We start from the raw sequence: 25,028 nt of genomic DNA on the forward strand, positions 1-25,028 counted from the left end.
GTTTTTTCTAAAGGTGGTAAACGACGTAAATATGGTGGCTCTACCACAAGACATGGGTTCCGTAAAGGAGATTTAGTTTCTTCTCCCAAAGGAATTGGTTATGTTAGTGGAGATACCGAAAAACAGCTATCTGTAAGCGATGCCAATGGTCAACGATTGGGACAGATAGCCGTTAGCAAGATTCAGTTAATTCGTCGTTCTAACGGTTTAATTGTTTCTCACTAACTTATATAAAGCCGCCCTCCGCTATCGCTAAAGGGCGGGGTTTCAGACCCAGTTTTTTGATGAGGGGGAGAAGAAAAATCCCGACTAGAAGATGCTTGTTGTTGAAAAAATCCGTAAAAAATAGTTACGCTCCTGTATAATACGCTAAAATCCAGAGAAATAGCTTTTGCCATGGCGACAACAGAAGCATTGAACCCCAGTCAGTTCGCATTCTTAACCAACCTCACCGCTGATCGTTCAAGTTCACCCAACCCACAACAAGAAATGGACAAAGTTATCATTCTCGTTAATGCCGAAGCTCAAGCCAGTGGTCAGATGTCTCGGCTATCGCCCGTTACCGAAAAAATGGTGATTGCCTTAAAAAATGCGGTTCCTAAATCCCTAGCGGTGGAGGTGACGGGGACGGCTTCCTTGTGGTCAAAAATGGAGTCGGGTAAAACCAGCCAAAATAATTTAATCTGGTGTCCCTTAACAATTCAATTGCCCAATTGGGTGAATTTTCCGGGTAAAAAAGTTTATCAAGCTTGTCGGGATATCGAAGAAAGACGCGCTTGGGTTGCCCATACCCTGCACTATAAAACCAGTCAGGGAGATTCTTCTTTTGGGGATCTTTGGTTGCCAATCACGGTGACATCTAAGGGTTTAGAATACGGTGAGGTAATCGGGGAGGGTATGATCCCTAACGCCTACAGTCAACCGATTAGTCTAGAAAGAGAGAGTCTTAAGTCTTTACACCGGCTGGCAGCGCAATTACTGGATAATTTACAGGCTCCTGCCTCTGTTTATTTGCTACAGTTTCGTTTGGCTCATCGAGAAGTGGTTTTTGATCGTCTCTGGCCTTTTCCTGCTGCCCCTGCGATCGCTTCCCTGCGCGGTCAACAGACGGATCTCTATGCAGCCTACTGGAATTGTTTACGTCGGCAAGCAATGGTCGATCATTCTTTGGCAATTTAAAGGCACTGTCTAGCAGTAATTTATTAAGTTGACAAAAGGGATACTTTGGCAGAATATTTAGCGTAGCGGCCGCCATAAAAACACGGCTTGTGTCCGTTCAACCTCTCGAAAATGCCGAAATACTCGCTAATTATCCCGATTTATAACGAGGAAGAAACCATTCCAGAACTCTATCGCCGTGTCAGTGATGTCATGGATAGTTTAGATGATTCTGTGGAACTGATTCTGATTAATGATGGCAGTCGGGACCGTTCCTTAAATTTAATGCGGGAACTACAGGAAAGAGATGCTAGGGTCTGTTACATTAGCTTTGCTCGTAACTTTGGCCATCAGGCTGCAGTAACGGCAGGACTTAATTTTGCTAGGGGTCAAGTTATTGTTGTCCTCGATGCCGACTTGCAAGATCCACCAGAATTGATTCCCAAAATGATTGAGTCTTGGCAAGCAGGTTATCATGTGGTTTACGCCCAGAGAACAAAACGGAAAAAAGAAAGTTGGTTTAAACGCCTAACTGCCTACGTTTTCTATAGATTGCTGCGACAATTAGCCGACGTGGATATCCCTGCGGACACGGGGGATTTTTGTCTGATGGATCGTCAGGTGGTGGAGGTCTTAAATTCTATGCCAGAACGGAATCGTTATATTCGCGGTTTGCGCGCTTGGATTGGTTTCCGACAAACTGCTGTTAAATTTGAGCGGGATCCCCGGTTTGCCGGAGAAGTCAAGTACACTTTTAAAAAATCCCTAGCTTTAGCGATTAATAGCTTGGTGTCTTTTTCTAAGATTCCCCTGCGTATTTCCACTTATTTAGGCTTATTTTCCGCTTTAATTGCCCTGTTTATGGCTTTACTGGTTCTCTACTGGCGCTTACAGCAACCCGACTCTCCCGTTACTGGTTTAGCTACTATCTTGATCGCCGTGTTTTTCTTGGGTTCGGTACAATTGATCAGTATTGGCATATTAGGGGAATACATCGGTCGAATTTACGAAGAAGTTAAGGGCAGACCCGCTTATACGATCGCTGAGATCGCTGGGTTGGAAATCAATTAAACCTTCCCAACAACTATCAATCAATTCTTGTCGATTAAAGATTTTGTTAACTTCTTAAATAAGCAATAAGCTGTTGACTCTCTAAATTACTGGTTAAGACTGTCTATGATCGAGGAGAGAGGTTTTGATTATTTGTCCTAAAATTTCTAATAGGCAGTGCAGCTTACCCCATTCGTACAGAAAAATCAGCAGGGCTGCTCATAGAAATTAAACTCCAATAGCAGAGAAAAACTGTCTAACTTTGGCCACAACAGCGATCGATCCCTAAACTATCTAAAATTAAATCACTAACGGCGTTAGCGATGGCAAATTCACTATAAAAACTTTCGCGAAAATCAAAAGCTTGCATCTCGGTAACGATCGCAATTACTAGGCAACCGAGATCGTTTTCCCCTTCCAAACGCTGACGCAGAAAAATCTGACTAGCACGTTCAGCGATAGTTTCATTAATAGCTTCGGGAATAAATTCTGCATCTAACCAACGATGTAAAGCGGTGCGCAGCCAAGTTTGTTCCTGTTGGGGATTTTCGATCGGTGGTAAAGTGATAGGCGGAATTGGTGCGGGATGATCAGGCATAATTAGAGAATGATCAGGCTACGAGACTGAATTCTTGGGGGGAGTCGTGGATACCGCCTCTATTATACAAGGATACGCACGCGGTTACTTTCTCATGGCCGATGAGGGGGGTCGATTGGATTGGTATTCTAGTAGAAATCGCGCTCTTATCCCCCTCGATCGGCGTTTTAGGTATCCCAAGTCCCTAAAACGAGTTTTGAATCAAAATCGCTTTAGCGTGGCTATTAACCGCGATTTTGCTGGGGTTTGTGCCGGTTGTGCCGATCGCTCGCTGACTTGGATTTCCCCGGAGTTAATGCAAATCTATCAGCAATTACACCAGGCCGGTTGGGCCCACAGTTTCGAGACTTGGCAAGGGGATCGATTAGCGGGGGGGATTTTAGGTTTGGCAATTCGCGGGGTTTTTATCGGGGAATCGATGTTTTATCAAATTCCCGATGGTTCTAAGGTTGCCATGGTCAAGTTAGTTGAACACCTCAGAGAACGGAATTTCTCTCTATTTGATGCCCAAATGCAAAATCCCCATCTGGCTAGATTTGGGGCCTATACTATCCCCGAAAAAGAATATCATCCCCTACTAGAAAGCGCTCTGCTGAAGCATTGCCGTTTTGTTTAAGTATTGTTTCTGATTCTGGAAGTCATCTTAATAGTGAGGTACAAAGTTTTCGTTTTGGGGAACCAGTCGTCAGGATTCGGCGGTCAGGACTAAATCAGATTACACTTCACCTTTAGGAAAAACGCTGTCAGAATCGACCTCGAAAATGTCTTGACTACTGAGGCAGAGTTAAGGTAACATATTATACTTGATCGTATAGTAATGCAATTCAGATTTAAATTGGCCATGTTAAACCAGTTAAAAATTCTAATTGTTGATGATGAGGAAGCGGATCGGAATACTGTGCGCCGATTGTTAAAAAAATCGGGGATAGAGACAGAAATAACAGAAGCCGCTGACTATGAAGAGGCTAAGGAAAAGATGTCCAATAATCTTTTCGACTGTGTATTTATCGATTATCTTCTACCGGATCAAGATGGTTTGACTTTGGTGCGGGAAATTCGGCAGCAGGGAGTTAAAATCCCCCTAATTATCTTAACCGGTCACGGAGACGAAGAAATTGCCGTCGATATGATGAAAGCTGGTGCTTCCGATTATCTGAGTAAATTTCGTCTTACTCCCTCGCGCTTAAATCAAGCGATGCAAAACGCCCTACGCATCTATGAAGCGGAACAACAAGCGGCGATTGCCAAACAAGAAAAAGAGCATTTAGCTAAACAAAAAGAAGATTTTATTGCGAGGATGACCCACGATTTACGAACTCCCTTAGTCTCGGCTAATCACATATTAGAACTATTTAAAGAAGGTTTATACGGTGAGATTACTCCCGAAATGAATCGAGTTATTCAGGTGATTATTCGCAGTAATAAAAATCTCTTGGAAATGGTTAGTAATCTTTTGGAAGTTTATTTTCATGAAAACGGGGAAAAAAAACTTAATTTTACTAAATTCAAGATTATCGATCTTCTCGAAGAAGTTTTTCAGGAGTTAGCTCCCCTTGCCCGAGAAAAAGGACTAGAATTAAGCTTAAATGCCGAAAATACTGGGGAAATTTTCCTCAATGGAGATGTATTAGAACTGCGGCGCGTTTTTAGCAATCTCATCAGCAATGGGATTAAATTTACCGAACAGGGTTATGTGAAAATTCATCTCATCCCCGCCACAGAGGAAGATGCTTTTGTCACCATTGTCATTGAGGATACTGGTATCGGCATTGCAGCAGAAGAACTACCCCGGATTTTTGATCGCCTGTACTCCGGTTCCCTAGAAAGTTCCACCAGTGGGTTAGGACTTTATCTCTCCCGTCGCATTATCGATGCTCATGGGGGAACTATTAGCGTCACCTCAGAATTAGAACGGGGTAGTAGCTTTTCTGTCCGTTTACCCGCCTATAAAGATCGATAATAGAAAAAATACTTTCTGCCGATCGGTCACTGTTAATGGCTTCTAATTGGGATATCTTGTTAATACAAGCGGCGCGTCAGGGCAATCTGGCGCGGGTTCAAGCTTTACTGAGTCAGGGGGCAAATGTCAACGCCACTGATGGCCACAATACGACGGCTTTAATCTATGCCGTGCAGGGGGGTCATCAGGAAATTGTGGCAATTTTGCGAGAATTTGGGGCTGATATCAACAAAAGTAAACAACCTCAAGGTTTAACCCCTCTCATGTTAGCGGCTGCCCTCAATCACAGTCAAATCCTCGCTCAACTAATCGCCGCCGGTGCTAATGTCAATCAGGTCAATCAAGATGGTACACCAGCACTAATGATTGCCGCTTATAAGGGTCATACAGCGATCGCAGAACAGTTATTAACCGCCGGCGCTCGGGTCAATATGCGCGATCGGGATGGAGATACGGCTTTATCTGTAGCGATCAAACAAAATTACGCCGCAATTGTCGGTTTACTGCTCGATCGTGGTGTAGATGAAGAAATGCGTCAAGAAGCTTGGTTACAGGCTCTCACCGCTAATTGCCCAGAAATCCTCGAATTGTTTATTAGCCGTGGTATGCCCCCCGATGCTCCCACTTTATCCGGGGAAACTCCCCTAATTTTGGCTGTAGAGAGGGGAAATCTCGGCAGCGTGCAAACTTTACTGCAAGCGGGAGCAAATCCGAACATCAGCACGGAGGAGGGAGAAACTGCCCTCATGATCGCTGCTGCTGAGGGATATTTCGATATTGTCCGACTTTTACTCGCTCAGGGGGCTAGTATTGACAATCAAAATCAGGCTGGGGAAACGGCCCTGCATTTAGGGACGATCGAAGGACATCTAGAGATCGTCCAGGCCTTACTACAAGCCGGTGCTTTTGTCAATCACCGCAACCATTTTGGTGATACACCCTTGATTATCGCCACGGTGCAGGGATACGAAGCGATCGTTTTAGAATTGTTAAAACAGGGAGCCGATCCTAACCTAACTCAGCAGGGAGAAACACCGTTAACTTTAGCTCTACAGCGCCAATTTACGGAAATCTGCCGTTATCTCCTCGACTACGGGGCTAATCCCAACGCCGTTTATCCCGATGGTAAAACCGTCCTCATGAAAGCTTGTGAGGGCAATAATAGTCAACTGGTGCGCCGGTTAATCGCTATCGGTGCTGATGTCAATAAAGTCGATTTTAGCGGTGCTTCCCCTTTGATGTGGGCCAGTTATCACGGTTGTCTCGACACGGTTAAAGTTTTGTTAGACGGGGGAAAGGTGAGCTTAAATCAGAAAAATCAAGGGGGAATGACCGCTTTAATGTTAGCTAAGTTTAATCACCATCAGGCGATCGTTTCTTTATTACAACAAGCGGGAGCGATCGAGTAGGAGTGCAAGTTTAGCGATCAGCGATCGGTAGGAGATAGGGTGTTAGGGTGTTAGGGTGTTAGGGTGTTAGGGTTTTAGGGTTTTAGGGTTTTAGGGTGATAGGGTTTTAGTTGAAATTCCCCCACTTCCCCACTTGCCCACTTGCCCACTTCCCCACTTCCCCACTTCCCCACTTCCCCACTTCCCCACGAGAAACTTTTTGCCGCAAACCCTAGATAGTCAACAGCTGACCATGACCACGGTGATATTATCAGAACCGCCGGCTTTTTTGGCCGCTGCCACTAAATTCTCGACAATTTCCTGACAATCGGCACTGGTTTGCAAATAATCGCTAATTTCCTCGTCGGACAGTTCTTCCGTCAAACCATCACTACAGAGAATTAAACTATCGCCGGATTGCAGATCGAGGGGAGATACCGTCACTGGGGGCAAATCGCGACGACCGAGACATTGAAATAAAACGTGCCGCCAAGGGTGGTTTTTCGCATCTTCTTCGGACAGATCGCCCATTTTTATCGCCCTAGCTATCCACGTATGATCTTCCGTCACCTGTTCTAATTTTTGCTCACGAAAGCGATAGAGACGGGAATCACCAATATGGGTGTACCAAGAGCCATCATCTCGGACGATAGCCATGACTAGGGTTGTCCCCATGTCCTGTCTTTCGGGATTTTTCAGTTGATCTTCGATAATCTTCTCGTTAGCGACGGTAATTGCCTCCTGCAGCAATTCCCCGGCAGCCCGGGGCGAATTCCAGTGTTCTTCTAGATGAGCTTGGATAGTTTCAGTGGCGATTTGACTAGCTTCCTGGCCCCCCGCATGACCTCCCATACCATCAGCAACGATAAAAAAGCGCCGCTCGGGGTCGATATAATAACTATCCTGATTAACCGATCGCACCATACCAGGATCGGTCATTCCTCCAAAAGAAAGATTGTTCATCGAAATTTCTGCTTTTAACACAATATTTATTATCCCGCAATCAATTACATCATGCGATCCTGACGTTCAATTTTTCGCCAAAGTCTCACAAGAGCTATCCCCGGCAGCAGGGAAATCGCCATCGGCACTAAAGTTAACCAACCAAAACCACTGACGAATAGAAGCGTCGCTGAGATAAGTAAAGCACTGACCAGTAAAGTATAGTTGGTTCCCATTTGAATCATACCCAATCGCCGCAAAAGTCGATCGGATTCGCTCGAACGGACCCGGACACGGATATCACCCCGTTCTAATTTTTCGATCGTATCATCGATGCGTCGGGGTAAACTCAGGGCGGTGCTGCTCACTTGGGCTGCTTGTCGTCCTAACTCATCGAGGATATTACTGCCATTATTTCCTGTCATATCATTTACTAATTGCAGGGCAAAAGGTTGGGCCACTTCCATAAAGTTAAATTCGGGATCGAGTCCTTTGCCTACCCCTTCTAGGGTAGAAAATGCCCGCATGACGAAGGTAAAGGTAGCGGGAAAGCGAAAAGGCTGATCGTAGGCGATTTCATAGAGATCATCGCTGATAGAGGCTACGGACTGTTCCTCAAAGGGTTTATCCATGAAGTTATCGAGCATATACTGGATCGATCGCCGCACTGCTCCCATATCACCATTAGCAGTTAATGCTCCTAAATCCACCAGAGAAGTGACCACGCGATCGGCATCTTTTTGGGCAATTCCCAAGAGAGTCTGCATTAATTTTTCGCGCACGTTGGTTTTAATTTGTCCCATCATGCCGAAATCGTAGAAAATTAGGGAACCATCACTATCAACGGCAATATTGCCGGGGTGAGGATCTGCGTGAAAAAAGCCGTTATTGAGTAGTTGAATTAGATAAGCTTTTGCCCCTAGTTTAGCCAACAATTTGCGATCGAGTCCGGCTGCTTCTAGGGCTTCATAATGACTGATTTTGATGCCGGGGAGGTATTCTAGGGTTAAAACCCGGGGAGAGGTGTAGCGCCAATAGACTTTCGGTACTTTCACCCAATCTTCCCCGCGAAAATTACGGCGAAAAGTGTCGGCATTACGACCTTCATTGAGATAATCGGTTTCTTCCCAGAGAATTTTACAGCATTCTTCATAAATACCCGTCCAATCGCGACCTTTACCCCATTTGGGATGATTTTGGAAATATTGGGCGATTTTTTTTAGGATGGTCAGATCGATACTAAATAATTTTTTCAATCCGGGCCGTTGGACTTTGACCACCACATCTTCCCCGCTCTTCAGTTGGGCCCGGTGAACTTGTCCTAAACTAGCGGCTGCTAGGGGGATGGGATCGAAGCTTTTAAAGAGTTGATTGAGGGGTTTACCGAGGGATACCTCGATAATTTTGCTGGCCTGTTCGTAGGTAAATGCGGGAACCTGATCCTGTAGTTTCGAGAGTTCTTCCACATATTCGAGGGGAAAAAGATCGGCCCGGGTGGAGAACAGTTGACCGACTTTAATAAAAGTTGGACCCAATTCTAGCATGGTTTCCCGAATCCAAGCGGCTTGTTTTCTGCGTCTGCTGGCGAGTTTTTCCTGGCTATAGCCACCGTTATAGCTCCATTTTTTACCGTTGAGCCAGAATTGATAAAGTACAGTCAGAACGAATCGCCAAATATCTAGACGACGACGATTGATGGAATAGTTTTCTCGATTCCAACGATAGCTATTTTTGGCGACTTGGAGGGCCGGCATTGCTGGGTTTAACTCTAGGGTAACGGGGACGGGTAGAAGGGCTGACACGCAATTTTTGGGGCTTTAAAGCGACTAAAAGAGGGTTTTGGGTTAATTCTGGTAGTTTTTTAGTTCCGAGCGCAATTGGGCGATTTCGGCCCGCATTTCGTCGATGTTTTCCTGCACATCGGCACTGGAGGAACCACTGGAGTCTGTCTCAGTATATACTCCCTTTTCCATGGCTCGATCGGCTCTCATTTGCACTTCTTCGACGAATTGCCGCAGGTTTTCCCGTTGTTCGGCATCAAATTTGCCTAATTCGCTTAAAGCGTTGGTGAACGCATCTTCTAGCTGTTCACTGACCACTTCAGCGATCGCTCGTCCGAGGAAAAAGGCGTGAATAACGGGGTTAGTCATAATCTTAAATGGATGTTTTCGCTTGCTGGGTTTTGTGAACGGGAAAGGCGATAATAAATTCCCTAACTACTAGGTTAGGCGACAGAACCAGAAAAGGCAAATCGTTTTTCTGAAAAGGGAGGTGAGACGGGGAGGTTAATCGACAAAATTAGGGGAAAGAAAGGACGCTAAGGGGCTCTTCTGGTTTCTGTGTGGAAACGAGGTCTATACTGATAGTTTCTTCGACAAAATAGTCCTAAAAGTGTTACCCGATAAGCATTTCACGATTCCATAAGCAAAAATTATCACACAAAGTCGAGAAGAGCCGCTAAGGGAGCAGAATCTGGTTCGATCGCGTCGAGAATTATCGCTGAAATCAACCCGATTAGCGAAATAATAGTGTCATCAACAATATCATCCTCAGGAGAGTTAAGATGCTCAGAAAACGTTTATTAATCCCCTTAATACTATCCCTAGTCACTTTTGGTTTAGTGGTGGCCTGTAATTCCGGCACTCCCACCAGTCAAACTAACCCCAGTCCCGCAGAAAACGCCGCCACTGCTGCTATTCCCATCGGTGCAGCTTTAGCTCAAACCAGTAATCTCGCCCTATTGGGACAGGAACAGGTGATCGGTGTCAAGATGGCTGAAACATATTTTAATAAAAAGGGCGGAGTCAATGGAACACCGATTAAAGTTATTATCCAGGATGTGGCCGGGGATGAACAGGGCGCGATCAACGCCATAAATACCCTAATTACTCAAGATAAAGTGGTGGGTATTCTCGGTCCGTCCCTGTCCCAGCAAGCTTTTGCCGCTAGTCCGATCGCCGATCGAGCCAAAGTTCCCATTCTCGGCCCGTCTAACACGGCTAAAGGTATCCCCCAGATCGGTGAATATGTGGGTAGGGTGTCTGCTCCTGTGGCTGTGGTCGCTCCCAATGCGGTTAAAACCGCTTTAAAAATCGATCCCAAGATTAAAAAAGTGGCTGTCTTTTTTGCCCAAAATGATGCTTTTAGTAAATCGGAAACGGAAACTTTTCAAGAAACCCTAAAGAGTTTAAATCTTGATATTGTCACCGTGCAGAAATTCCAAACCACCGATACAGATTTTCAAAACCAAGCCACCGCCGCTATTAATATTAAACCAGATTTAGTGGTTATTTCTGGTTTGGTTGCTGACGGGGGCAATTTGGTCAAACAGTTGCGACAATTAGGTTATCAGGGGTTAATTATTGGTGGCAATGGTTTAAATACTTCTAATATTTTACCAGTTTGTCAAGCTCAATGTGATGGTATTCTCATCGCTCAAGCTTATAATCCGGAATTAGATAATCCTATTAATCGGGATTTTGTCGCCGCTTATACAGCAGAAAATAAAAAAGCACCGCCCCAATTTACTGCTCAAGCTTTTACGGGAATTCAAGTTTTTGTCGAGGCCTTAAAACGAGTAGATGATAAAAATAAACTCAGTACACTTTCCCTCGAACAAATTCGCCAACAATTAAATCAGGAAATTTTAGCGGGTAAGTATGTCACTGTCCTGGGAGATATTGCTTTTACTCCCGAAGGGGAAATCATTCAGGATAAATTCTCCGTGGCACAAATTAAAATGGATGCCGATGGTAAAAATGGTAAATTTACTTTTGTGAAAAATTAATCAGTAAAGGGTTCTTCTCATTTCCATCTCGTTGCCAGTCCCTCCCTTGCAACGCACTTCCAGAACGTAGGTTGGGTTGAAGCATGAAACCCAACGTCCGATCATGTTGCGCCACCGCTAACCCATCCTACAAATAATTGTGCCTCCCTACTTACCTCGTTGCAAGCATCTCCCTTGCAACGCACTTCCAGAGGTTCTAGTTCTTGTGTAACCCATCAGGGAAGGGAGGAATATCCTCCCTTTTCTCGTGCCAATGTAGAACCTTGGCACGAGACAAAAGGAATAGGATCAAGGTTATTTCTGTCCCTTTTTCTTATTTTTGCGGGACTTATTTTTTCTGACTATTCTTAGCAAGTTTCCGCCGCAAGCCGGTACCGAATCCGATAACGGTTACTAAACCTAACATGGCTAGAGGTTCAGATTCGGGTACGGGTACGGGTACGGCTACGGTACTCACTATTAAATCATCAAAGGCAATATCAGAACTATCGTTAGGAGTCCCAAGTATTCCCAAAATCTCAAGAGTGCTTTGACCACTGGTTGCCGTGAATGTGAAATTACCCGAGCTATTGATCCCAAACTATTAATTTTTTGTTTTCGTTAGAGACGGTTTTATTACTAGGATTAATTACAAACTGACGACCACAATCTTTACCCTTACGTTTTGGTTTGCCATTATGTGTAGAACCATTTTTGATGGTATGGCAAGAACCCCATTTAGGACAACGAAATATTGAAGCTTGTGAATCTTTACAACTCAGGCTAGATAAGCAAGAGAGCTACGCCACTACTATCGGATCACTACCGGCTGAGCTCACCGTCGAAGCCTGATCTCACGGCCGAAGCCTGTCTCCTTTTGCACGACTACTTAACTTTTCGATAATCTCAGACAAGAGTGGATTAAAAGTCAAATTTCCTCCGAGAACCTCTGAGAGAGTAAAATTTCTCTTTTCGCTATTTAGTGGCTTACCGCTAGAATAATAGGACAAAAACGCTATATATAGCGTCTAGCCAGTAGAGGACAAGGATGAAATATTTAGAAGAATGGCGTGGTAGCGGGGTGGACGCGGAGTTAATCCATCTCAATGTCACCAGTTTAGCGGGGTTATCTCCCAGTGAATACCTACTCTACTCCCAAGAATTACCGCGACGCAATGATGGCAGGGTTAGGGATAGTATTCTCAAGCGTTATGAACATACCAGTCAAGGCGGTTGGTGGTGTTCAGGAATTGACTTATTAACTGGTAATTATGACCTTTGGGGCTGTTTTAAGCCCGATTTTCCCCGTTTAAGCTTCGATAAGGCTAAACCGATTAAGTACGAACATCCCCCCCAAACCCCTACGGGAGTCTTTGCTTTGCGGGTTCCCCTGAAAATTTGGCAAAGGATAGCCCAGTCTATCAGTATTAATATTTTAACTGAAGAAGTGGATAATAAGCAAGAGGATCTCGGTTTTTGGTCTTGGGTAATCAAACATCCAGAGATACCTATTTGTCTTACGGAAGGAGCGAAAAAAGCGGGGGCATTACTAACAGCAGGTTATGTGACAATTGCCTTACCAGGGATTCACAATGGTTATCGTACTCCCAAGGACGAACTAGGTAGGAGAATCGGCAAATCTCATCTAATTCCGCAGCTGGAAAAATTAGCTAATTCCGGACGAAAGATTTATCTAGTTTTTGATCAAGAAACTAAACCAAAAACCCAACAAGCGGTTAATTTAGCTTTACAGAGAATGGGTTATCTATTCAGTCAGGCTAACTGTGAGGTAAAGGTGGTTACTTGGGATGCTGCTGATGGTAAAGGGGTGGATGATTTACTAATCAATCGAGGGGAAGATTACTTCCAACAAGTCTATCAAAAAGCTACCTCTTGGGAAATTTGGAAGGCAGCGAGTTTAAATAGTTTAACTCTCCCACCTCATCTAGAGTTAAATAGCCGTTACTTGCCAGATATTGCCATCCCTACATCAGCGCAGTTAATGGCGATTAAATCGGCTAAAGGTACGGGGAAAACTGAGTTTTTAGCCAAGATAGTTAAACAGGCTATTGCCAATCAACAAAAAGTTTTAGTTATCGGTCATCGGGTGAAACTGGTGGAGGAGTTATGTCAACGCTTTGGTTTAAACTATATCAGTCAAGTTAGGGACAATCCTGCGGCACAAATTTACGGTTATGGTTTATGTATTGACTCTCTCCATCCCCAATCACAAGCTAAATTTCAAGCGGAAGATTGGCGAGAAGCTATCATTATTATCGATGAGATCGAACAGGTTCTATGGCATGGGTTAAATGGGGATACTTGTAAAACTAATCGTGTGGCAATTTTAAGATCCCTAAAGTCCCTGCTGCAAACTGTGGTCAGCAGTGGGGGCAAAGTCCTAGTTGCCGATGCTGATTTAAGTGATATTTCCCTAGAATACTTAACTTCTCTAGCGGCAATTAAACTAGAAACTTTCTTGATTAGTAACGAGTGGAAACCTAATGAGCAGGAAGCTTGGCGAGTTTATAACTACTCTAATAATACTCCCCAACAGCTAGTTAATGATTTAGTCAAACATATTAAAGAGGGAGGAAAACCTTTTGTTTGTCTGTCAGCACAAAAGTTAACCAGTAAATGGGGAACAATTACCCTAGAATCTTATCTAAAAAAGCAATTTCCCCAGAAGAAAATTTTGCGGATAGACTCAGAGTCATTGCAAGATTATAGTCAGGCTGCCTATGAGGCGATTGGCAATTTAAATCAATTGTTGCTTAACTATGATATAGTTCTAGCTAGTCCTGCGATCGAAACGGGAATTAGTATTGATATTCAGCAACACTTTACCTCGGTTTGGTGTTTAGCACAGGGGATTCAAACTCCCACTTCTATCGCTCAATTTTTAGGGAGAATTAGAGAGAATATTCCTCGTTATATTTGGTCAGCAGTGTACGGATTTAATCAGGTGGGCAATGGTTCCACTTCTATCCCCAAACTTCTCACCTCTGGACACCGACTAACGGAGGTTAATATTCGCTTACTACACCAATCAGATTTAGAATCTCTGGAGGATTTAGATACAATTTTTCAAGCGGAATCTCTCCTCTGCTGGGCTAAAATGGCTGTACGAGTAAATGCTTATATGCTTAATTATCGTCAGTCAATTCTAGGAATTTTACAAGCAGAAGGCCAGAGAATTAAAGAACGGAATCAGGAAGAAGAACTAGAAATAAATAATCAGTTAACGGAAGCAATTGAGGAAATTAGGGAACATAATTATCGTTCTGAATGCGAGGAAATTGCCAGCGCAGCCGAGATCACAGAATCAGAATATCGTTGGCTAAAAAAACAGTTAATTAAGTCAGTGAAAGAAAGGAGAATTATCAGGAAATATGACCTATATAAACGCTATGGAATCCCCGTCACACCGCAATTAGTGAGTAAAGATGATCAGGGATGGTATCAAGAACTACGCCTACATTACTTTTTGACAATTGGGCGACAATTTTTGTGCGATCGAGATGCTTTAATTGCCCGTAAACTGATAGAATCAGGTCAGGGAAGTTTATTTATTCCCGATTTTAATGGTAGTCAATTAGGAGTGATTATCGGGACGTTAGAAGTGTTAGGAATTCCCGTATTATTAGCTAATCCTGAAAGAGAATTAACTAATCATGATGCCGACTTACAAAAAATGGCTGAAATCGCCATTAAAAACCGCAACGAGATTAAAACTATCACCAAGATTAATCTCTCTCATACTTCCCGTCCTCTGACGATTATTCGTAATTGTTTGAACTTGTTAGGTTATGAATTAACCAGCAAGGGCAGCCGGAGAATTGCTAAAAAATCTCTTAAAGTTTATCAGATTGTTGCCCCTCAGGATGGTAGAGAACAAGTGTTTCAACAATGGTTATTTAGAGACGAAAAATGTGCGGGAAGTTCTGAGATTTGGTATGAGGACTATCTCTTTTCTCTCACCCAGAAACCATCTCTAGGCGAATCAGAAAATGCTTATATTCAATTAAGTCTAGAATTTAGTCTAGCTATGGAGAAATTGCCTATTTAAGCGACTTTTTTCCCTAAAATGACCACATCAGCCAGAAAATCGTCTAGAGCGGCAATTTGGGGTAAATAACCCCATCGTTGAAAGCCGAATTTTTCAAAGAGACAAATACTGGCTTGATTGTGGGCAAAAATAATACAGATAAGATTAGATATACCCAATTGGGGACAGCGCTCCAAGGCATATTCTACTAATAATTTACCGATTCCACGACCTTGATAATCGGGGGCAATATATAAACTAACCTCTGCCGTTTTTTGGTAAGCGACACGACCATAAAACATCTGTAAACTCAGCCAACCCACCACCCGACCTTCGATCACTATTACCCAGATGGGATACTGTTCAGGATCGTGCTTTTCAAACCATTCTCGCCGACTTTCGAGGGAAATAGGCTTTAAATCTGCGGTTGCCTTGCGAGTGGGAACAGCAGCATTATAAATCTCGATAATTGTTGGTAAATCTGTTTCTTTAGCCTCGCGAATAATCATAGAATATCAAGTAAGATGAAGTATAACCTAATTTTCCCTTGTCTCCTAACTTCTGAATTATGCTATATCTCTCAATCTTACTTTAAAATTGGGTTTGATAGCGGACGGTAAACTCATTCAAATTGTAATCGTAGGAGAAGCGGATAAAAGACTGGGAATTAACTCGATAGACGGTTTCCAAATTGGGAAGAATATTAAAATCCGTTGCTCCGATCGCATTACTAACCGCATTTTCCACATCATACACGACTCCTTGAGCTAAGAGGGGAATCGCCAACTGAACCACTCCAAATTGAATTAATTGTTCTGTATTTCTCCCCTGTAAACCATTAAAAACTGACAGCAATTGTTCCCCCAAAAGTCGAACGATTTCCCCTTGGCTGCGGGGGGGAGTGCTGGTTAATTTAACTAGGGGAGTATTAAGCAATCCCTCATCTTCACCTCTAGCAAAAGCCAATGCTTGTAAACAATTAGCGACTTTTTGTAATTCTGCATTTGTATAGTTTTCCTCTAGGGGAAAAGGGGGACTATCGGGACGAATTTGGCACACTTCATTGACGTTACGACCTAAATTTGGTAGCAAGCGATTTAATTCACCTTCAACGCTGAGGGTGACATCGATCCTTTGAATGCGATTGAGGCTATCATCGGGAATTTCATTACTAGGAAAATCCCCCCCCGGACGGGAGATAGCAAAATCACGAGATTGAGAAAATTCGCTGAGAATTGTTCGCAGTTGAATATCAACAAAGGGATTAAAAAGTCCCAACCCGCGACTAGAATCGAAAACAATAACATTCTGATTGCGTCGGTTAAGAAGAAAACGCGTATCGATGTAACTAACCCGTCCTCGATCGAGATTAATCACTCCATTGGTTTGTAATCTCTCCAGTGAAGTGAGCGGACCGTTCAAGGTTAAAGCACCACTAAAATCAAATTGATACAAAGGTTCTTGTTCGATGGATAATCCCGCTAAAGACACCTGGAAATTATTTAAAACTGGAGTAATATTTGTCGTCTGAGGAATGTTGAGAGGCTGCAGCCAGCGACTCACCGGTTTATCGGTTTCTTGATTAATTTCTGGGGTGCGAGGAAGAAAAACTTTCCCCCTAGAAAGACGCACATTCCCCCCGATAATTGGTTGCTGAATTGTTCCCGTTACCATGGCATTCCCAGCAATTAATCCCCGATAAAGACCATTAATTGCTATATCTCCCTCTTGAATATTAACTGTTAAGGGATTAGGATTATTTTTGATGGCTTGAAAGAAAGGTAAAACTCCCACCACAGAAATTTGTCTATCAGCGATCGAGCCTTGTAATTCCTCTACTGTTAAGCTTTCAGGGGTTAGACCAATGCGGCCATTTACGGTTAAAATCTCTGGAAAAGCAACACTGCGGATAGCGGCATTATCGAGAGTAACTATACCATTTGCTTCTAAATCTTTGATTTTTAAACCCTCTTTTATATCTAATCTTCCCGTCGCTGAAAGAACTACCTCTCCCTCACCGTTAACCCATTCAATGGTGTTTTGACTGATAGCTTCAATTAATTTAATTGCATCGGTTCCCAATTTTGCTTGGATTTTTAATTGATCATTACCCGGTAAGGGAGGATAGGGAATGCTGGCATAGAGTTGGATTGATTCGGAGGAGGTTGTCCGCAAATCAAAACGATACTGATTATAGGTAAATAAACCAATTATATCTTGATTAATATTTTGGGCATTAATTGCACCATCAATAAAGGCAAAGTTACCCTGAATACGAGGATTTAATAAGGTTCCTGTAATTTGTCCTTGAGTTTTTAGACTACCGGATACATCCAAGGGAAACTGCACAAAATTTCTCAAGAGATCGAGAGAAAGATTTTCCACGGCAAAAGTTCCCTCTACTTTTTTTAGGGAAAAATCACCCGCTAAAAATACGGAAGAATCTCGTGATTTTAATCTAATCGGTTCTATCCTGAGCAACTGACGATTTAAGTTAAGATTAATTGTTACTTCATCAATCGGAATTAATTGGGTATCGGTGGTGACAATTCCCAGAGGGTTAACAATATTTACCGTCGGTCTTTGGGGTCGCCATTCCCATCTATTGCCCTGAAATTTTACGCTAAGATCGGGATTTTTTAAAGTCCCAGTTAAGGCTATATTTGCTTGATAACGGCCGCGAAAATCCAGTTCAGAAGGTATCCCGACCACCCCTCTTTCCCGTGCTAATTGCTGGATTATTTCTTCAATTTTTGCCCGCAAATTTACCTGTTGTGCCAGGGAAGCTTCGGGATTACCTACTTCTAGGGGACTAAGTTGAATAGCTGGGTTATTCTCTGAGGAGAAAAGGGTGATTAAACTGGTTAAATCATAGATACTAGCAACTGATAATAAATCTTGAATATAACCTTGATCTACCCTGAGTTTAGCTTCTATTGCTTGGGTTTGCCAATTAAATAAACCTTGCAGATTATATTGACTTGCACCCGCTTGCAAACTACCTTCTTGCAGTTGAACTATGGAATCCCGATAAACCAACTTTGCCGTTAATTTTTCCCCGATTAAGTTACCTAAACTAGGTCGATTAATCTCTAGTTGTCCCTCACCCTGTAAGTTAAATAAATTGATGTCTAGATTAGCATTCACTTGTCCAGCAATAATCCCTGGAATATTGTAGGCTGCCGTGGGAGATATTTTCAGGATTTCTAGGGGAAAATCGGCAATCTGAACATTTAAATTTTCTCCCCTTCGTTTAGCTGTTGCTAAAAAAGGAGTTTTATTTCCAAAAGCTTGGCGAATATTTATCCCTAAGGGAAGATAGGGCAGCAGACAATTATTTTGTTGACAAGGATCGAAAGTTAGGTCAATAATGTCCTGATTTCCCCGCAGATTTAAACTAATATTTTGACCGATTCCTGCTTGCATACTTCCTTTTAAGATAGGTTCAAAGGGTCGGTCATTAATGCTAAAGTTAGCTAAATTTATATCTCCTTTGATTTGTATATTTCCCACTTTTTGCCAAGCAGTTAAGAGATTTTTTCCTGTGATTTTTCCTTGAAATTCTCCGAACCCTGTCAGTGTCGATTCTCTGGGTTTCAAACGAGGATCGATCGGTAAAAGCGATATAATCTCAGCTAAGGGTACAGTAGCAAGGTCGGTTTTTGCCTGTAGATTTAAGTTAACCTCAGCGATATCGGGTTGACTGGTAAGATTAGCTAAAAGAATATTTCCGCGCACATCAAAGCTATTTTCTCCCCACTGTGCCGAAAGGTTATTAACCTGAATCGGTGTTACTCCCTGCCAAATTTCTTCAATGTTTCCCGCTAGATTTGCCTTGAAATCTAATTTTGGAATCGAGATTGATTTTATTGCTGGTAATTGTCTTAGTACGGCAGCGGGATCGAGATTAGCGGCAATAATATCACTTTGCCAGAAATTATTATTCAGTTGTCCCTTAGCTTTAATTTCTCCTTTAGCTACATTAATACGAGAGTTAAAAACTGCTTTGATACTGCTTAAGTTGAGTCGTTTTTCTAGCAGGGAGTCGAAAATAGTTTGGGCATTTCCTGTTGCTTGAAACCTGGTTTGGGAAATATTCAAAGGTATGGGAATATTAGTCTGAAAATTCTCTAAACTACTGAGAATATTAAAAATCCCGTTGTTTAACTGAATATCAGTATTAATCGCATTATTATCCACTAACAACCGAGTATTTACCCTAGCATTGACTGTGGACAAATTAGGGATTTTTCCCGCTAGTAAATTATTGATTGCACTGGTGAAATTGACTTGGGTTTTCCCTAGACTAACAGGAATATTTATATTGGGTAAAAACGGATTTAAGTTAATGCCAGCCGTATTAACTATACCGCTTAAAATACCTTGTTCCAGTTGGGCGGTAGTTTTTAGGGATCGATTATTGACAAATAACTGTATATCTCCCTCTCCGCGCCAAGTTTTTAAATCCGTTAAAGTACCGCTAATCAGAGAATTTATCCTGCCAGCAAAGCTGATTTTTGCCCTGCCTAAACTGACGGGAACTGTTAAATTTTCCACTAGAGGATTAAGACTAATCCCACTGGTATTAACTGTTCCTGTCAGGAAACCTTGATTCAGTTTGGCTGTGGCAATTAAAGGATTATTATCCACTAATAACTGCATATTACCTTGACCTTGCCAACTGCTGAAAATATTATTTTTATTATTTAGTAATTCCCCTAAATAACCTTGTAAATTAATCTGTGATCGCGTTAATTTAACCCGGGTTGGTAAGTTAGGCAATAGGGAATTAATCGGCAATCCCGCTAAGACAGCTTTAGCCTGAAGATTTCCCTGCAATACTTGACTATTGACTAAAATTGTGCCTTGTTTACTGCTAATTTTTAAGTTAGCGATTCCGTTTAAAGTGTTAATATTAAGTTGGTCAATTTTGCCACTAACTTGAATATTAGCTGTCTCTAAGTTTAAGGGTTCTAAGGTTTCTAGGTAGGGGCAAATGCTATCTAAATATTGACAAACAAGAGGCACAAAAGGAGTCAATAAAAAGTTATTACCCGTGATTTTTGCCCGGACTAATTTGCTAGTAAAATCACTATTGCCATTAACCTGTAGTTTGCCGCCATTTGTTTTAATGACCGTATCGGTTAAATTTATTTTGTTGCCCCCTAAAAATACTTTACCCTCCCCAGCAACATTGAGTAATCCTGACTGATTAACCGTGGGTATTTGCCAATTAATTAATAATTGTGGCAGTCCTAAACTACCCCTAGCTTTAATATTAGCTTGCAGATCATTTATATTAATTTTAGCGGGAATTGTCGCAAATTGAGATAAAATTTTTCTCGTGGGAAAATTGGCTTGTAAATTCAAATTAATCGGCATTTTTGTCCCGTCAAGAGGTTGATTTTTTTGCAGGGATTGCAGAATATTTAACTGCAATTTTCCTTCTCCTTTAATTTCTCCACCTGCGACGGGTTTAATTTTAATTTTATCTAAATTAAGACTATTGAGATTTGTTTGAAAATTACTGGTTATTGATTTAATAGGAATTTGCTCAAAAATAATCGGTTTGCTGCTGCTAACGGTTCCTTTAATTAGAGGTTGATCTAATTTTCCCGTCACTTGAAAAGTAGAGCGTGCTTCTCCCCGTAAATCTAGAGGTGATTGCAGATAAATAATTCTTAAAAGCTGTTGTAAATCCACCGATTCTAGAGCGACCTTGAGATGATAACCAGTTTGCCAATTTACTTCTCCTCTCACCTCAGTTTTAATCTTGCCAATACTTGCGTTCGCCTGTTCAACTAATACTTTGTCTCCCTGTAAATTTAACTTAGTTGTTAGCTTAATTGGATACTGGAAAGGTTGGAATTTTCCCGCTACTTCCGTCACCTGAAAATTGCCATTACCTTGACTTTGATTTAGCTTTGCCCAACTGGGAATATTGAGAGCAATATTAGCATTTACTTGTCCTTGATTTAATTGAAAATTGCGATTAGGAATTAAAGTTAATAGTTGACTTAAGTTTAAACGGTCGATCTGAAGATTAGTTAGGCTTTCACCCGTTTTTAACGCCGTTTCTCCTTGAATTTTTACTTGACTTTTGAGGATTTCTGCGCTAAAATCGTAGGTGAGAGGCTGCCTTTGATTATCAATAAATCTTCCTTGACCATCGGCCTTAATTTCTATCGGTTTTTTCAGGGCATAGGGTTGGATAGTAATAGCTCCCTTCTCCACCTGAACACCCAGATTTAACTTAATAGGTGCCTCCCGCTCAAAGTTACTAGATATTTTTTCTAAATTATCGAGCCATTGACCATTTTTATCCTGATCGAGATAAATACTGGGATTAATTAACTTGACATCAACCGGCAGCGGCAGACCTAAAAGTAAGGGCAGCGGATTTAATCCCAATTCGATCGCATCAATAGATAAACTATCAGCAGAATTGGCCGTAGCTGGAATTTCTGATTTACCGATACGAATGCGATTAAAATAAAAGCCCTCTATCTTACCTACCCTGACGGGTCTGTGCAGCATTTCACTGAAGATATTGTCTAAAATTGGGGTGAGACGTTCATAAACTAAATAACGAGCAGTAAAATAGCCAAGGGAGGTAATTCCTAGGAGAGTAATTCCCCCAACAATTAAAGTAGAAGGCCGGCGTAAAAATCGACCGATACTCAGAAAAAGATGAGGACGAGGAGAAGGATCGCCAGGGGAGTTACTCATAATTGTTTACCTCACACACACCAAAGAAAGGACAATGGCTCACTAGAGCTAATGAACTATGATAATTCACCGCAGCACTGATGTCCCCAAATCGATTAATTGCAATTTTTTAGGCAATTATTGGGCTTAAATCCTGTGAGGAAGTCAAGGGCTGCGGCCAATTAAAAGCCTCTCTCCCCATCTTAGCCTAAGACTTGAATGGCTGGCTAAAATTTTCAACAATCCGCCAAAATCTCGCCAGTTTCAACAGCTAACCGAATTAATATTGATCAACCCACCAGTTCAAGCAGAATATGGCCAGGATAAATAGGTTCGGAAATTGAAGATTGAGAGAAAACTTGTGCAGACAGACAACAATCCGGCGCAGTCCGGAACAACAACCGGAAGTATTCAGTCCTAGAATATTGGGATTAGCACGTCTATTATTTTTACTGCAAAAATCGTCTTATAGATAAAGATCATGAAAGCCAGATTATCGATCGCCCTAACCGCCCTAATGACCTTGGGCATAACTGCCGCACCAGCGGCCAACTTTGACGAACAGGACATCGAGCAGACCCAAGTAGTAGCGATCGCTCGTCCCTACGGAGGTAATAAATTTGACCTCCTAGTATTGGAACAAATCCAGGGAAAACAGAAGTGTTGGAGCGAAAGCGGCTCAGGTCCGGTCATGATTGACCCTCTACTCCTCAACTTTGACTTTACCGGCATTTGTCGCCGCGCCACCGATAGTAATGGTTATTCTATCCGTCTCGATGGCCGGGATTTTGGGCTAGATTACATGCTGCGTATTGTGGAACGCAATGGCGAATTATACTTAGTCGGAACTCCCCGGGATGCTCGCAGACCGGAATTAGTGGTGGGAAGAACCCGAGGAATGCAAACAGGATTTATGAAAATTATCCTCGAACCGGGTTGGAGATTTAGCCGTCGTACCTTTGAAGGCAAAAGTTTAGGCCACTTCTACTTTAGCGGCAAAGAAGCGGAAGTTCTCGCGGCCGCCGGCAGACCTCCCATCAACGAAACCACTCCTCCCCCCACTTCTGGGGCCAGTTTTCAGGATATTAGCGGCGATATTTATAAAACTGAGATTGAAAAAGCGATCGCGATTGGGGTAGTGGCTGGTTTTAAAGAAGATAACAGCTTCCGCCCCGAAAATCCCGTCACCAGGGAACAATTCGTCTCGATGATTATTGAAGGGATGGGAACTGTCACCAAAATTAACCTAGAAGATATTCCCCCCGGCAGCGGCAGTTTTAACGACGTAGAAGCGACGCGCTGGAGTGCCAAAAAAATCCAATGGGCCCGGGCCAATGGTATTGTTGCCGGCAAAGCTAACGGCGAATTCCGTCCCACCGACCCCATCACCCGGGCCGAATTGATGGCGATTCTCAAACAGGCCGCCACCTACCTGAAAACTCAGCAAAAACAAGCCCCCGATTTGGCCCAAACTAAAACCCCCGCCAATTTTTCCGATACTTCTGGTCATTGGGCCGCCGGTTTAATTACCCAGATGTCGGGATTTTGCGCTGTGGCCTCTCCCTTGAACGAACAAGGTAGTTCTTTTGTACCAAATGACCCCGCCCGTCGTAACTATGCGGCAGCCGCCATCGTCCGTACCCTCGATTGTGTTAAAACCGCCAAAAAATAAGTAGGGTTTGCGGCAAAAAGTTTTTCCTAGGGGTAGGTTGTGGGGTTTCACCCATTTTTGGGTGGTCAATTAGCTAAAATTCAGGGAAAAAGTCCCTGAATTTTCCCCCCGCTCACTCCCATGCCCAGAACTTTTTGAGATCAAAAAGGCCTAAAGATATTATCCAATTACCGATGACTGATGACCGATGACTGATCACTGATTACTGATTACTGGTCACTGATTACTGATTACTGATTACTGATTGTGGTTATTAATTTTTACCTTAAATGTCGGTTTGAAGGAACCCTCGGTTTCACTGACGAGATGAAAAACCGACCAGCATAAAACAGCGAAGCACAGCTAATATTCAGGGGAGTCTTGATTCTCGACATATTTCTTAAGTTGGTCTATTGTGACACCGCCACAACTAGCCACAAAATATGCCCCTGTCCACAAAATTCTCTTATCTTGACCATATATCTCTTTCAAGTGGTCTGAAAAGTTATCCCACATCAGCTGGCAAGAAGTTGATTTTAAGTTAGCGATTAGACTACTTAACAGCTTATGGGGTGGGTAAGTTAAAAGAATGTGAACATGGTCTGATTCTCCGTTAATCTCTATTACCTTCGCCTTCCATTTCTCAGCTATGTTTTGAAAAACTATTCTCAAAAACTCTAAATGCTTTTTCTGGAATACTTTCCGATGATATTTTGTCACAAGAACTATATGTACGGTGAGATTAAAAGTGGCTCTACGAGTCTTAAAATAATTAGTTTTTATGCTCTTGACACTTTTTACAATGAATTACTATACTCATAATATAAGTGGGTGGGTGGAATTAAATATAAGATGAACGTAGGTTGGGTTGAAGCATGAAACCCAACGCCTGCTCATGTTACGCTACCGCTAACCCATCCTACAAATAATTGTGCCTCCCTACTTAACACATTGAGAGGTCGAATCGATGCGAGTCATAGAGTTTAAGTTAAAAGTCAATCCTTCCCAAAAGATAGCCATTCAAGAGGCTATCAGGGTGGGACAGTTTATTCGGAACAAATGTCTAAGATTTTGGATGGACTCTACCAAAGAAGATCAGGTTAACTATGCTACTTTGTGTAGGCTAACTACCGAATTATCTAATAGTCCTGAGTTCTCTTTTGTTGGTAAACTCAACTCTATGGCTCGTCAAGCAAGTGCCGAAAGAGCTTGGTTTTCTATATCCCGTTTCTACGACAATTGTCAAAGGGGTTTGGCAAAAAAAGGCTATCCCAAATTCAAAAAGTTTTCAAGGTCTGTCGAGTACAAAACTTCTGGTTGGAAACTAACAGAAGACAAAAAGTTTATCCACATCACGGATAAAACAGGGATAGGAAAATTAAAGTTAATCGGCACTTTTAACCGTGAGATTCTCGATAAATCTACTATCAAAAGAGTCAGGCTTATTAAACGAGCAGATGGCTTTTATTGTCAATTTGTCTTAGACATTGAGAGAGTAGAACCCTTTGACTCTACAGGAAAAGAAGTAGGGATTGATTTAGGTTTAAACCATTTCTTAACTGACTCTAATGGGGATAAAATTGATAACCCACGGTTTCTTCGTAAGTCGGAAAAAAGACTAGACCTCTTGCATAATTTTTTTATGGTATAATGGAGGGTTTTGCTTTTTTCTCAATTCTTAGATTGAAGTGGAAAAAAGAATAAAATGTGATCTTAGGTCAGGAAATCATCTATAATTTTGCTATGTTTATTAGCAAAA

Annotated in this window: 17 protein-coding genes and 2 pseudogenes; 10 read left to right on the top strand and 9 right to left on the bottom strand. The window is 42.3% G+C overall.

From position 1 onward, the window contains the following. The 3 genes and pseudogenes from IM509_RS07375 to IM509_RS07385 all read left to right on the top strand — a co-directional run. Positions 1-225 (top strand): annotated as a pseudogene (locus tag IM509_RS07375) (hypothetical protein); the annotation flags it as partial. Between the two features lie 171 nt (positions 226-396). After that, complete coding sequence (locus IM509_RS07380) at positions 397-1,179, top strand: hypothetical protein (RefSeq protein ID WP_052276479.1); 783 nt, start codon at positions 397-399, stop codon at positions 1,177-1,179. Positions 1,180-1,290: 111 nt separating this feature from the next. Next, positions 1,291-2,229 carry a glycosyltransferase family 2 protein gene (locus IM509_RS07385; protein WP_052276480.1) on the top strand — a complete coding sequence of 313 codons (939 nt, stop codon included), beginning with the start codon at positions 1,291-1,293 and terminating at the stop codon, positions 2,227-2,229. Between the two features lie 235 nt (positions 2,230-2,464). On the opposite strand, the gene IM509_RS07390 is transcribed toward IM509_RS07385, so the two are convergent. Continuing rightward, positions 2,465-2,806: a DUF8822 family protein gene (locus IM509_RS07390; protein WP_012267070.1), complete on the bottom strand. Its 342-nt coding sequence runs from the start codon at positions 2,804-2,806 to the stop codon at positions 2,465-2,467. A 34-nt stretch (positions 2,807-2,840) separates the two neighbouring features. Between IM509_RS07390 and aat the strand changes: the two genes are divergently transcribed. The 3 genes from aat (at position 2,841) to IM509_RS07405 (ending at position 6,175) form a co-directional block, all read left to right on the top strand. After that, positions 2,841-3,422, top strand: a complete 582-nt coding sequence (aat, locus tag IM509_RS07395) for a leucyl/phenylalanyl-tRNA--protein transferase (protein WP_185237047.1) — start codon at positions 2,841-2,843, stop codon at positions 3,420-3,422. A 201-nt stretch (positions 3,423-3,623) separates the two neighbouring features. Continuing rightward, on the top strand, positions 3,624-4,766 hold the full coding sequence (locus tag IM509_RS07400; protein ID WP_260441216.1) for a hybrid sensor histidine kinase/response regulator: 1,143 nt from the start codon (positions 3,624-3,626) through the stop codon (positions 4,764-4,766). A 35-nt stretch (positions 4,767-4,801) separates the two neighbouring features. After that, a complete protein-coding gene (locus IM509_RS07405) occupies positions 4,802-6,175 on the top strand; it encodes an ankyrin repeat domain-containing protein (protein ID WP_185237046.1) in 1,374 nt (457 codons plus the stop codon). 219 nt (positions 6,176-6,394) lie between these two features. Here IM509_RS07405 and IM509_RS07410 read toward each other — a convergent pair whose 3' ends face one another. The 3 genes from IM509_RS07410 to IM509_RS07420 all read right to left on the bottom strand — a co-directional run bounded on the left by IM509_RS07410 (position 6,395) and on the right by IM509_RS07420 (position 9,246). Continuing rightward, positions 6,395-7,117, bottom strand: coding sequence for a Stp1/IreP family PP2C-type Ser/Thr phosphatase (locus IM509_RS07410; RefSeq protein WP_072926798.1), 723 nt, complete (start codon positions 7,115-7,117; stop codon positions 6,395-6,397). 44 nt (positions 7,118-7,161) lie between these two features. Then, positions 7,162-8,850: an ABC1 kinase family protein gene (locus IM509_RS07415; RefSeq protein ID WP_139294375.1), complete on the bottom strand. Its 1,689-nt coding sequence runs from the start codon at positions 8,848-8,850 to the stop codon at positions 7,162-7,164. 90 nt (positions 8,851-8,940) lie between these two features. Beyond that, a complete protein-coding gene (locus IM509_RS07420; protein ID WP_002761072.1) occupies positions 8,941-9,246 on the bottom strand; it encodes a DUF6825 family protein in 306 nt (101 codons plus the stop codon). Between the two features lie 413 nt (positions 9,247-9,659). Here IM509_RS07420 and IM509_RS07425 point away from each other — a divergent pair, with 413 nt between their 5' ends. Next, positions 9,660-10,883: an ABC transporter substrate-binding protein gene (locus IM509_RS07425; RefSeq protein ID WP_185237045.1), complete on the top strand. Its 1,224-nt coding sequence runs from the start codon at positions 9,660-9,662 to the stop codon at positions 10,881-10,883. Positions 10,884-11,211: 328 nt separating this feature from the next. Here the strand turns inward: IM509_RS07425 and IM509_RS07430 are convergent, their stop codons facing one another. Further along, positions 11,212-11,397 (bottom strand): PEP-CTERM sorting domain-containing protein, encoded by a 186-nt coding sequence (locus IM509_RS07430; protein WP_221634802.1) that lies wholly within the window; start codon positions 11,395-11,397, stop codon positions 11,212-11,214. Positions 11,398-11,449: 52 nt separating this feature from the next. Further along, on the bottom strand, positions 11,450-11,644 hold the full coding sequence (locus tag IM509_RS24335; RefSeq protein WP_423251347.1) for an IS1/IS1595 family N-terminal zinc-binding domain-containing protein: 195 nt from the start codon (positions 11,642-11,644) through the stop codon (positions 11,450-11,452). 266 nt (positions 11,645-11,910) lie between these two features. Between IM509_RS24335 and IM509_RS07440 the strand changes: the two genes are divergently transcribed. Further along, positions 11,911-14,931, top strand: coding sequence for a plasmid replication protein, CyRepA1 family (locus IM509_RS07440; RefSeq protein WP_185237044.1), 3,021 nt, complete (start codon positions 11,911-11,913; stop codon positions 14,929-14,931). On the opposite strand, the gene IM509_RS07445 is transcribed toward IM509_RS07440, so the two are convergent. Then, positions 14,928-15,419: a GNAT family N-acetyltransferase gene (locus IM509_RS07445; RefSeq protein ID WP_004161352.1), complete on the bottom strand. Its 492-nt coding sequence runs from the start codon at positions 15,417-15,419 to the stop codon at positions 14,928-14,930. The two genes, IM509_RS07440 and IM509_RS07445, sit on opposite strands and share 4 nt — an antisense overlap. An 82-nt stretch (positions 15,420-15,501) precedes the next feature. After that, complete coding sequence (locus IM509_RS07450) at positions 15,502-21,639, bottom strand: translocation/assembly module TamB domain-containing protein (RefSeq protein WP_185237043.1); 6,138 nt, start codon at positions 21,637-21,639, stop codon at positions 15,502-15,504. A 460-nt stretch (positions 21,640-22,099) separates the two neighbouring features. Between IM509_RS07450 and IM509_RS07455 the strand changes: the two genes are divergently transcribed. Next, positions 22,100-23,290, top strand: coding sequence for a DUF3747 domain-containing protein (locus tag IM509_RS07455; RefSeq protein WP_185237042.1), 1,191 nt, complete (start codon positions 22,100-22,102; stop codon positions 23,288-23,290). A 342-nt stretch (positions 23,291-23,632) separates the two neighbouring features. Here IM509_RS07455 and tnpA read toward each other — a convergent pair whose 3' ends face one another. Continuing rightward, entirely contained in the window at positions 23,633-24,073 is a 441-nt protein-coding gene (gene tnpA, locus IM509_RS24045) for an IS200/IS605 family transposase (protein WP_353847199.1), read from the bottom strand. 163 nt (positions 24,074-24,236) lie between these two features. On the opposite strand from tnpA, the pseudogene IM509_RS07460 reads away from it, so the two are divergent. Continuing rightward, positions 24,237-24,890 (top strand): annotated as a pseudogene (locus IM509_RS07460) (RNA-guided endonuclease InsQ/TnpB family protein); the annotation flags it as partial. Positions 24,891-25,028: the final 138 nt, after the last annotated feature.

Source organism: Microcystis sp. M31BS1 (assembly GCF_020245285.1).
Lineage (GTDB): Bacteria > Cyanobacteriota > Cyanobacteriia > Cyanobacteriales > Microcystaceae > Microcystis > Microcystis panniformis.

Bases quoted from the DNA above. Each gene is read 5' to 3' on its own strand.
- IM509_RS07450 (WP_185237043.1), bottom strand. From the start codon at position 21,639: ATGAGTAACTCCCCTGGCGATCCTTCTCCTCGTCCTCATCTTTTTCTG.
- IM509_RS07390 (WP_012267070.1), bottom strand. From the start codon at position 2,806: ATGCCTGATCATCCCGCACCAATTCCGCCTATCACTTTACCACCGATC.
- IM509_RS07420 (WP_002761072.1), bottom strand. From the start codon at position 9,246: ATGACTAACCCCGTTATTCACGCCTTTTTCCTCGGACGAGCGATCGCT.
- IM509_RS07400 (WP_260441216.1), top strand. From the start codon at position 3,624: ATGCAATTCAGATTTAAATTGGCCATGTTAAACCAGTTAAAAATTCTA.
- IM509_RS07385 (WP_052276480.1), top strand. From the start codon at position 1,291: ATGCCGAAATACTCGCTAATTATCCCGATTTATAACGAGGAAGAAACC.
- IM509_RS07445 (WP_004161352.1), bottom strand. From the start codon at position 15,419: ATGATTATTCGCGAGGCTAAAGAAACAGATTTACCAACAATTATCGAG.
- IM509_RS07440 (WP_185237044.1), top strand. From the start codon at position 11,911: ATGAAATATTTAGAAGAATGGCGTGGTAGCGGGGTGGACGCGGAGTTA.
- IM509_RS07380 (WP_052276479.1), top strand. From the start codon at position 397: ATGGCGACAACAGAAGCATTGAACCCCAGTCAGTTCGCATTCTTAACC.
- IM509_RS07425 (WP_185237045.1), top strand. From the start codon at position 9,660: ATGCTCAGAAAACGTTTATTAATCCCCTTAATACTATCCCTAGTCACT.
- IM509_RS07455 (WP_185237042.1), top strand. From the start codon at position 22,100: ATGAAAGCCAGATTATCGATCGCCCTAACCGCCCTAATGACCTTGGGC.
- IM509_RS07415 (WP_139294375.1), bottom strand. From the start codon at position 8,850: ATGCCGGCCCTCCAAGTCGCCAAAAATAGCTATCGTTGGAATCGAGAA.
- IM509_RS07405 (WP_185237046.1), top strand. From the start codon at position 4,802: ATGGCTTCTAATTGGGATATCTTGTTAATACAAGCGGCGCGTCAGGGC.
- IM509_RS07410 (WP_072926798.1), bottom strand. From the start codon at position 7,117: ATGAACAATCTTTCTTTTGGAGGAATGACCGATCCTGGTATGGTGCGA.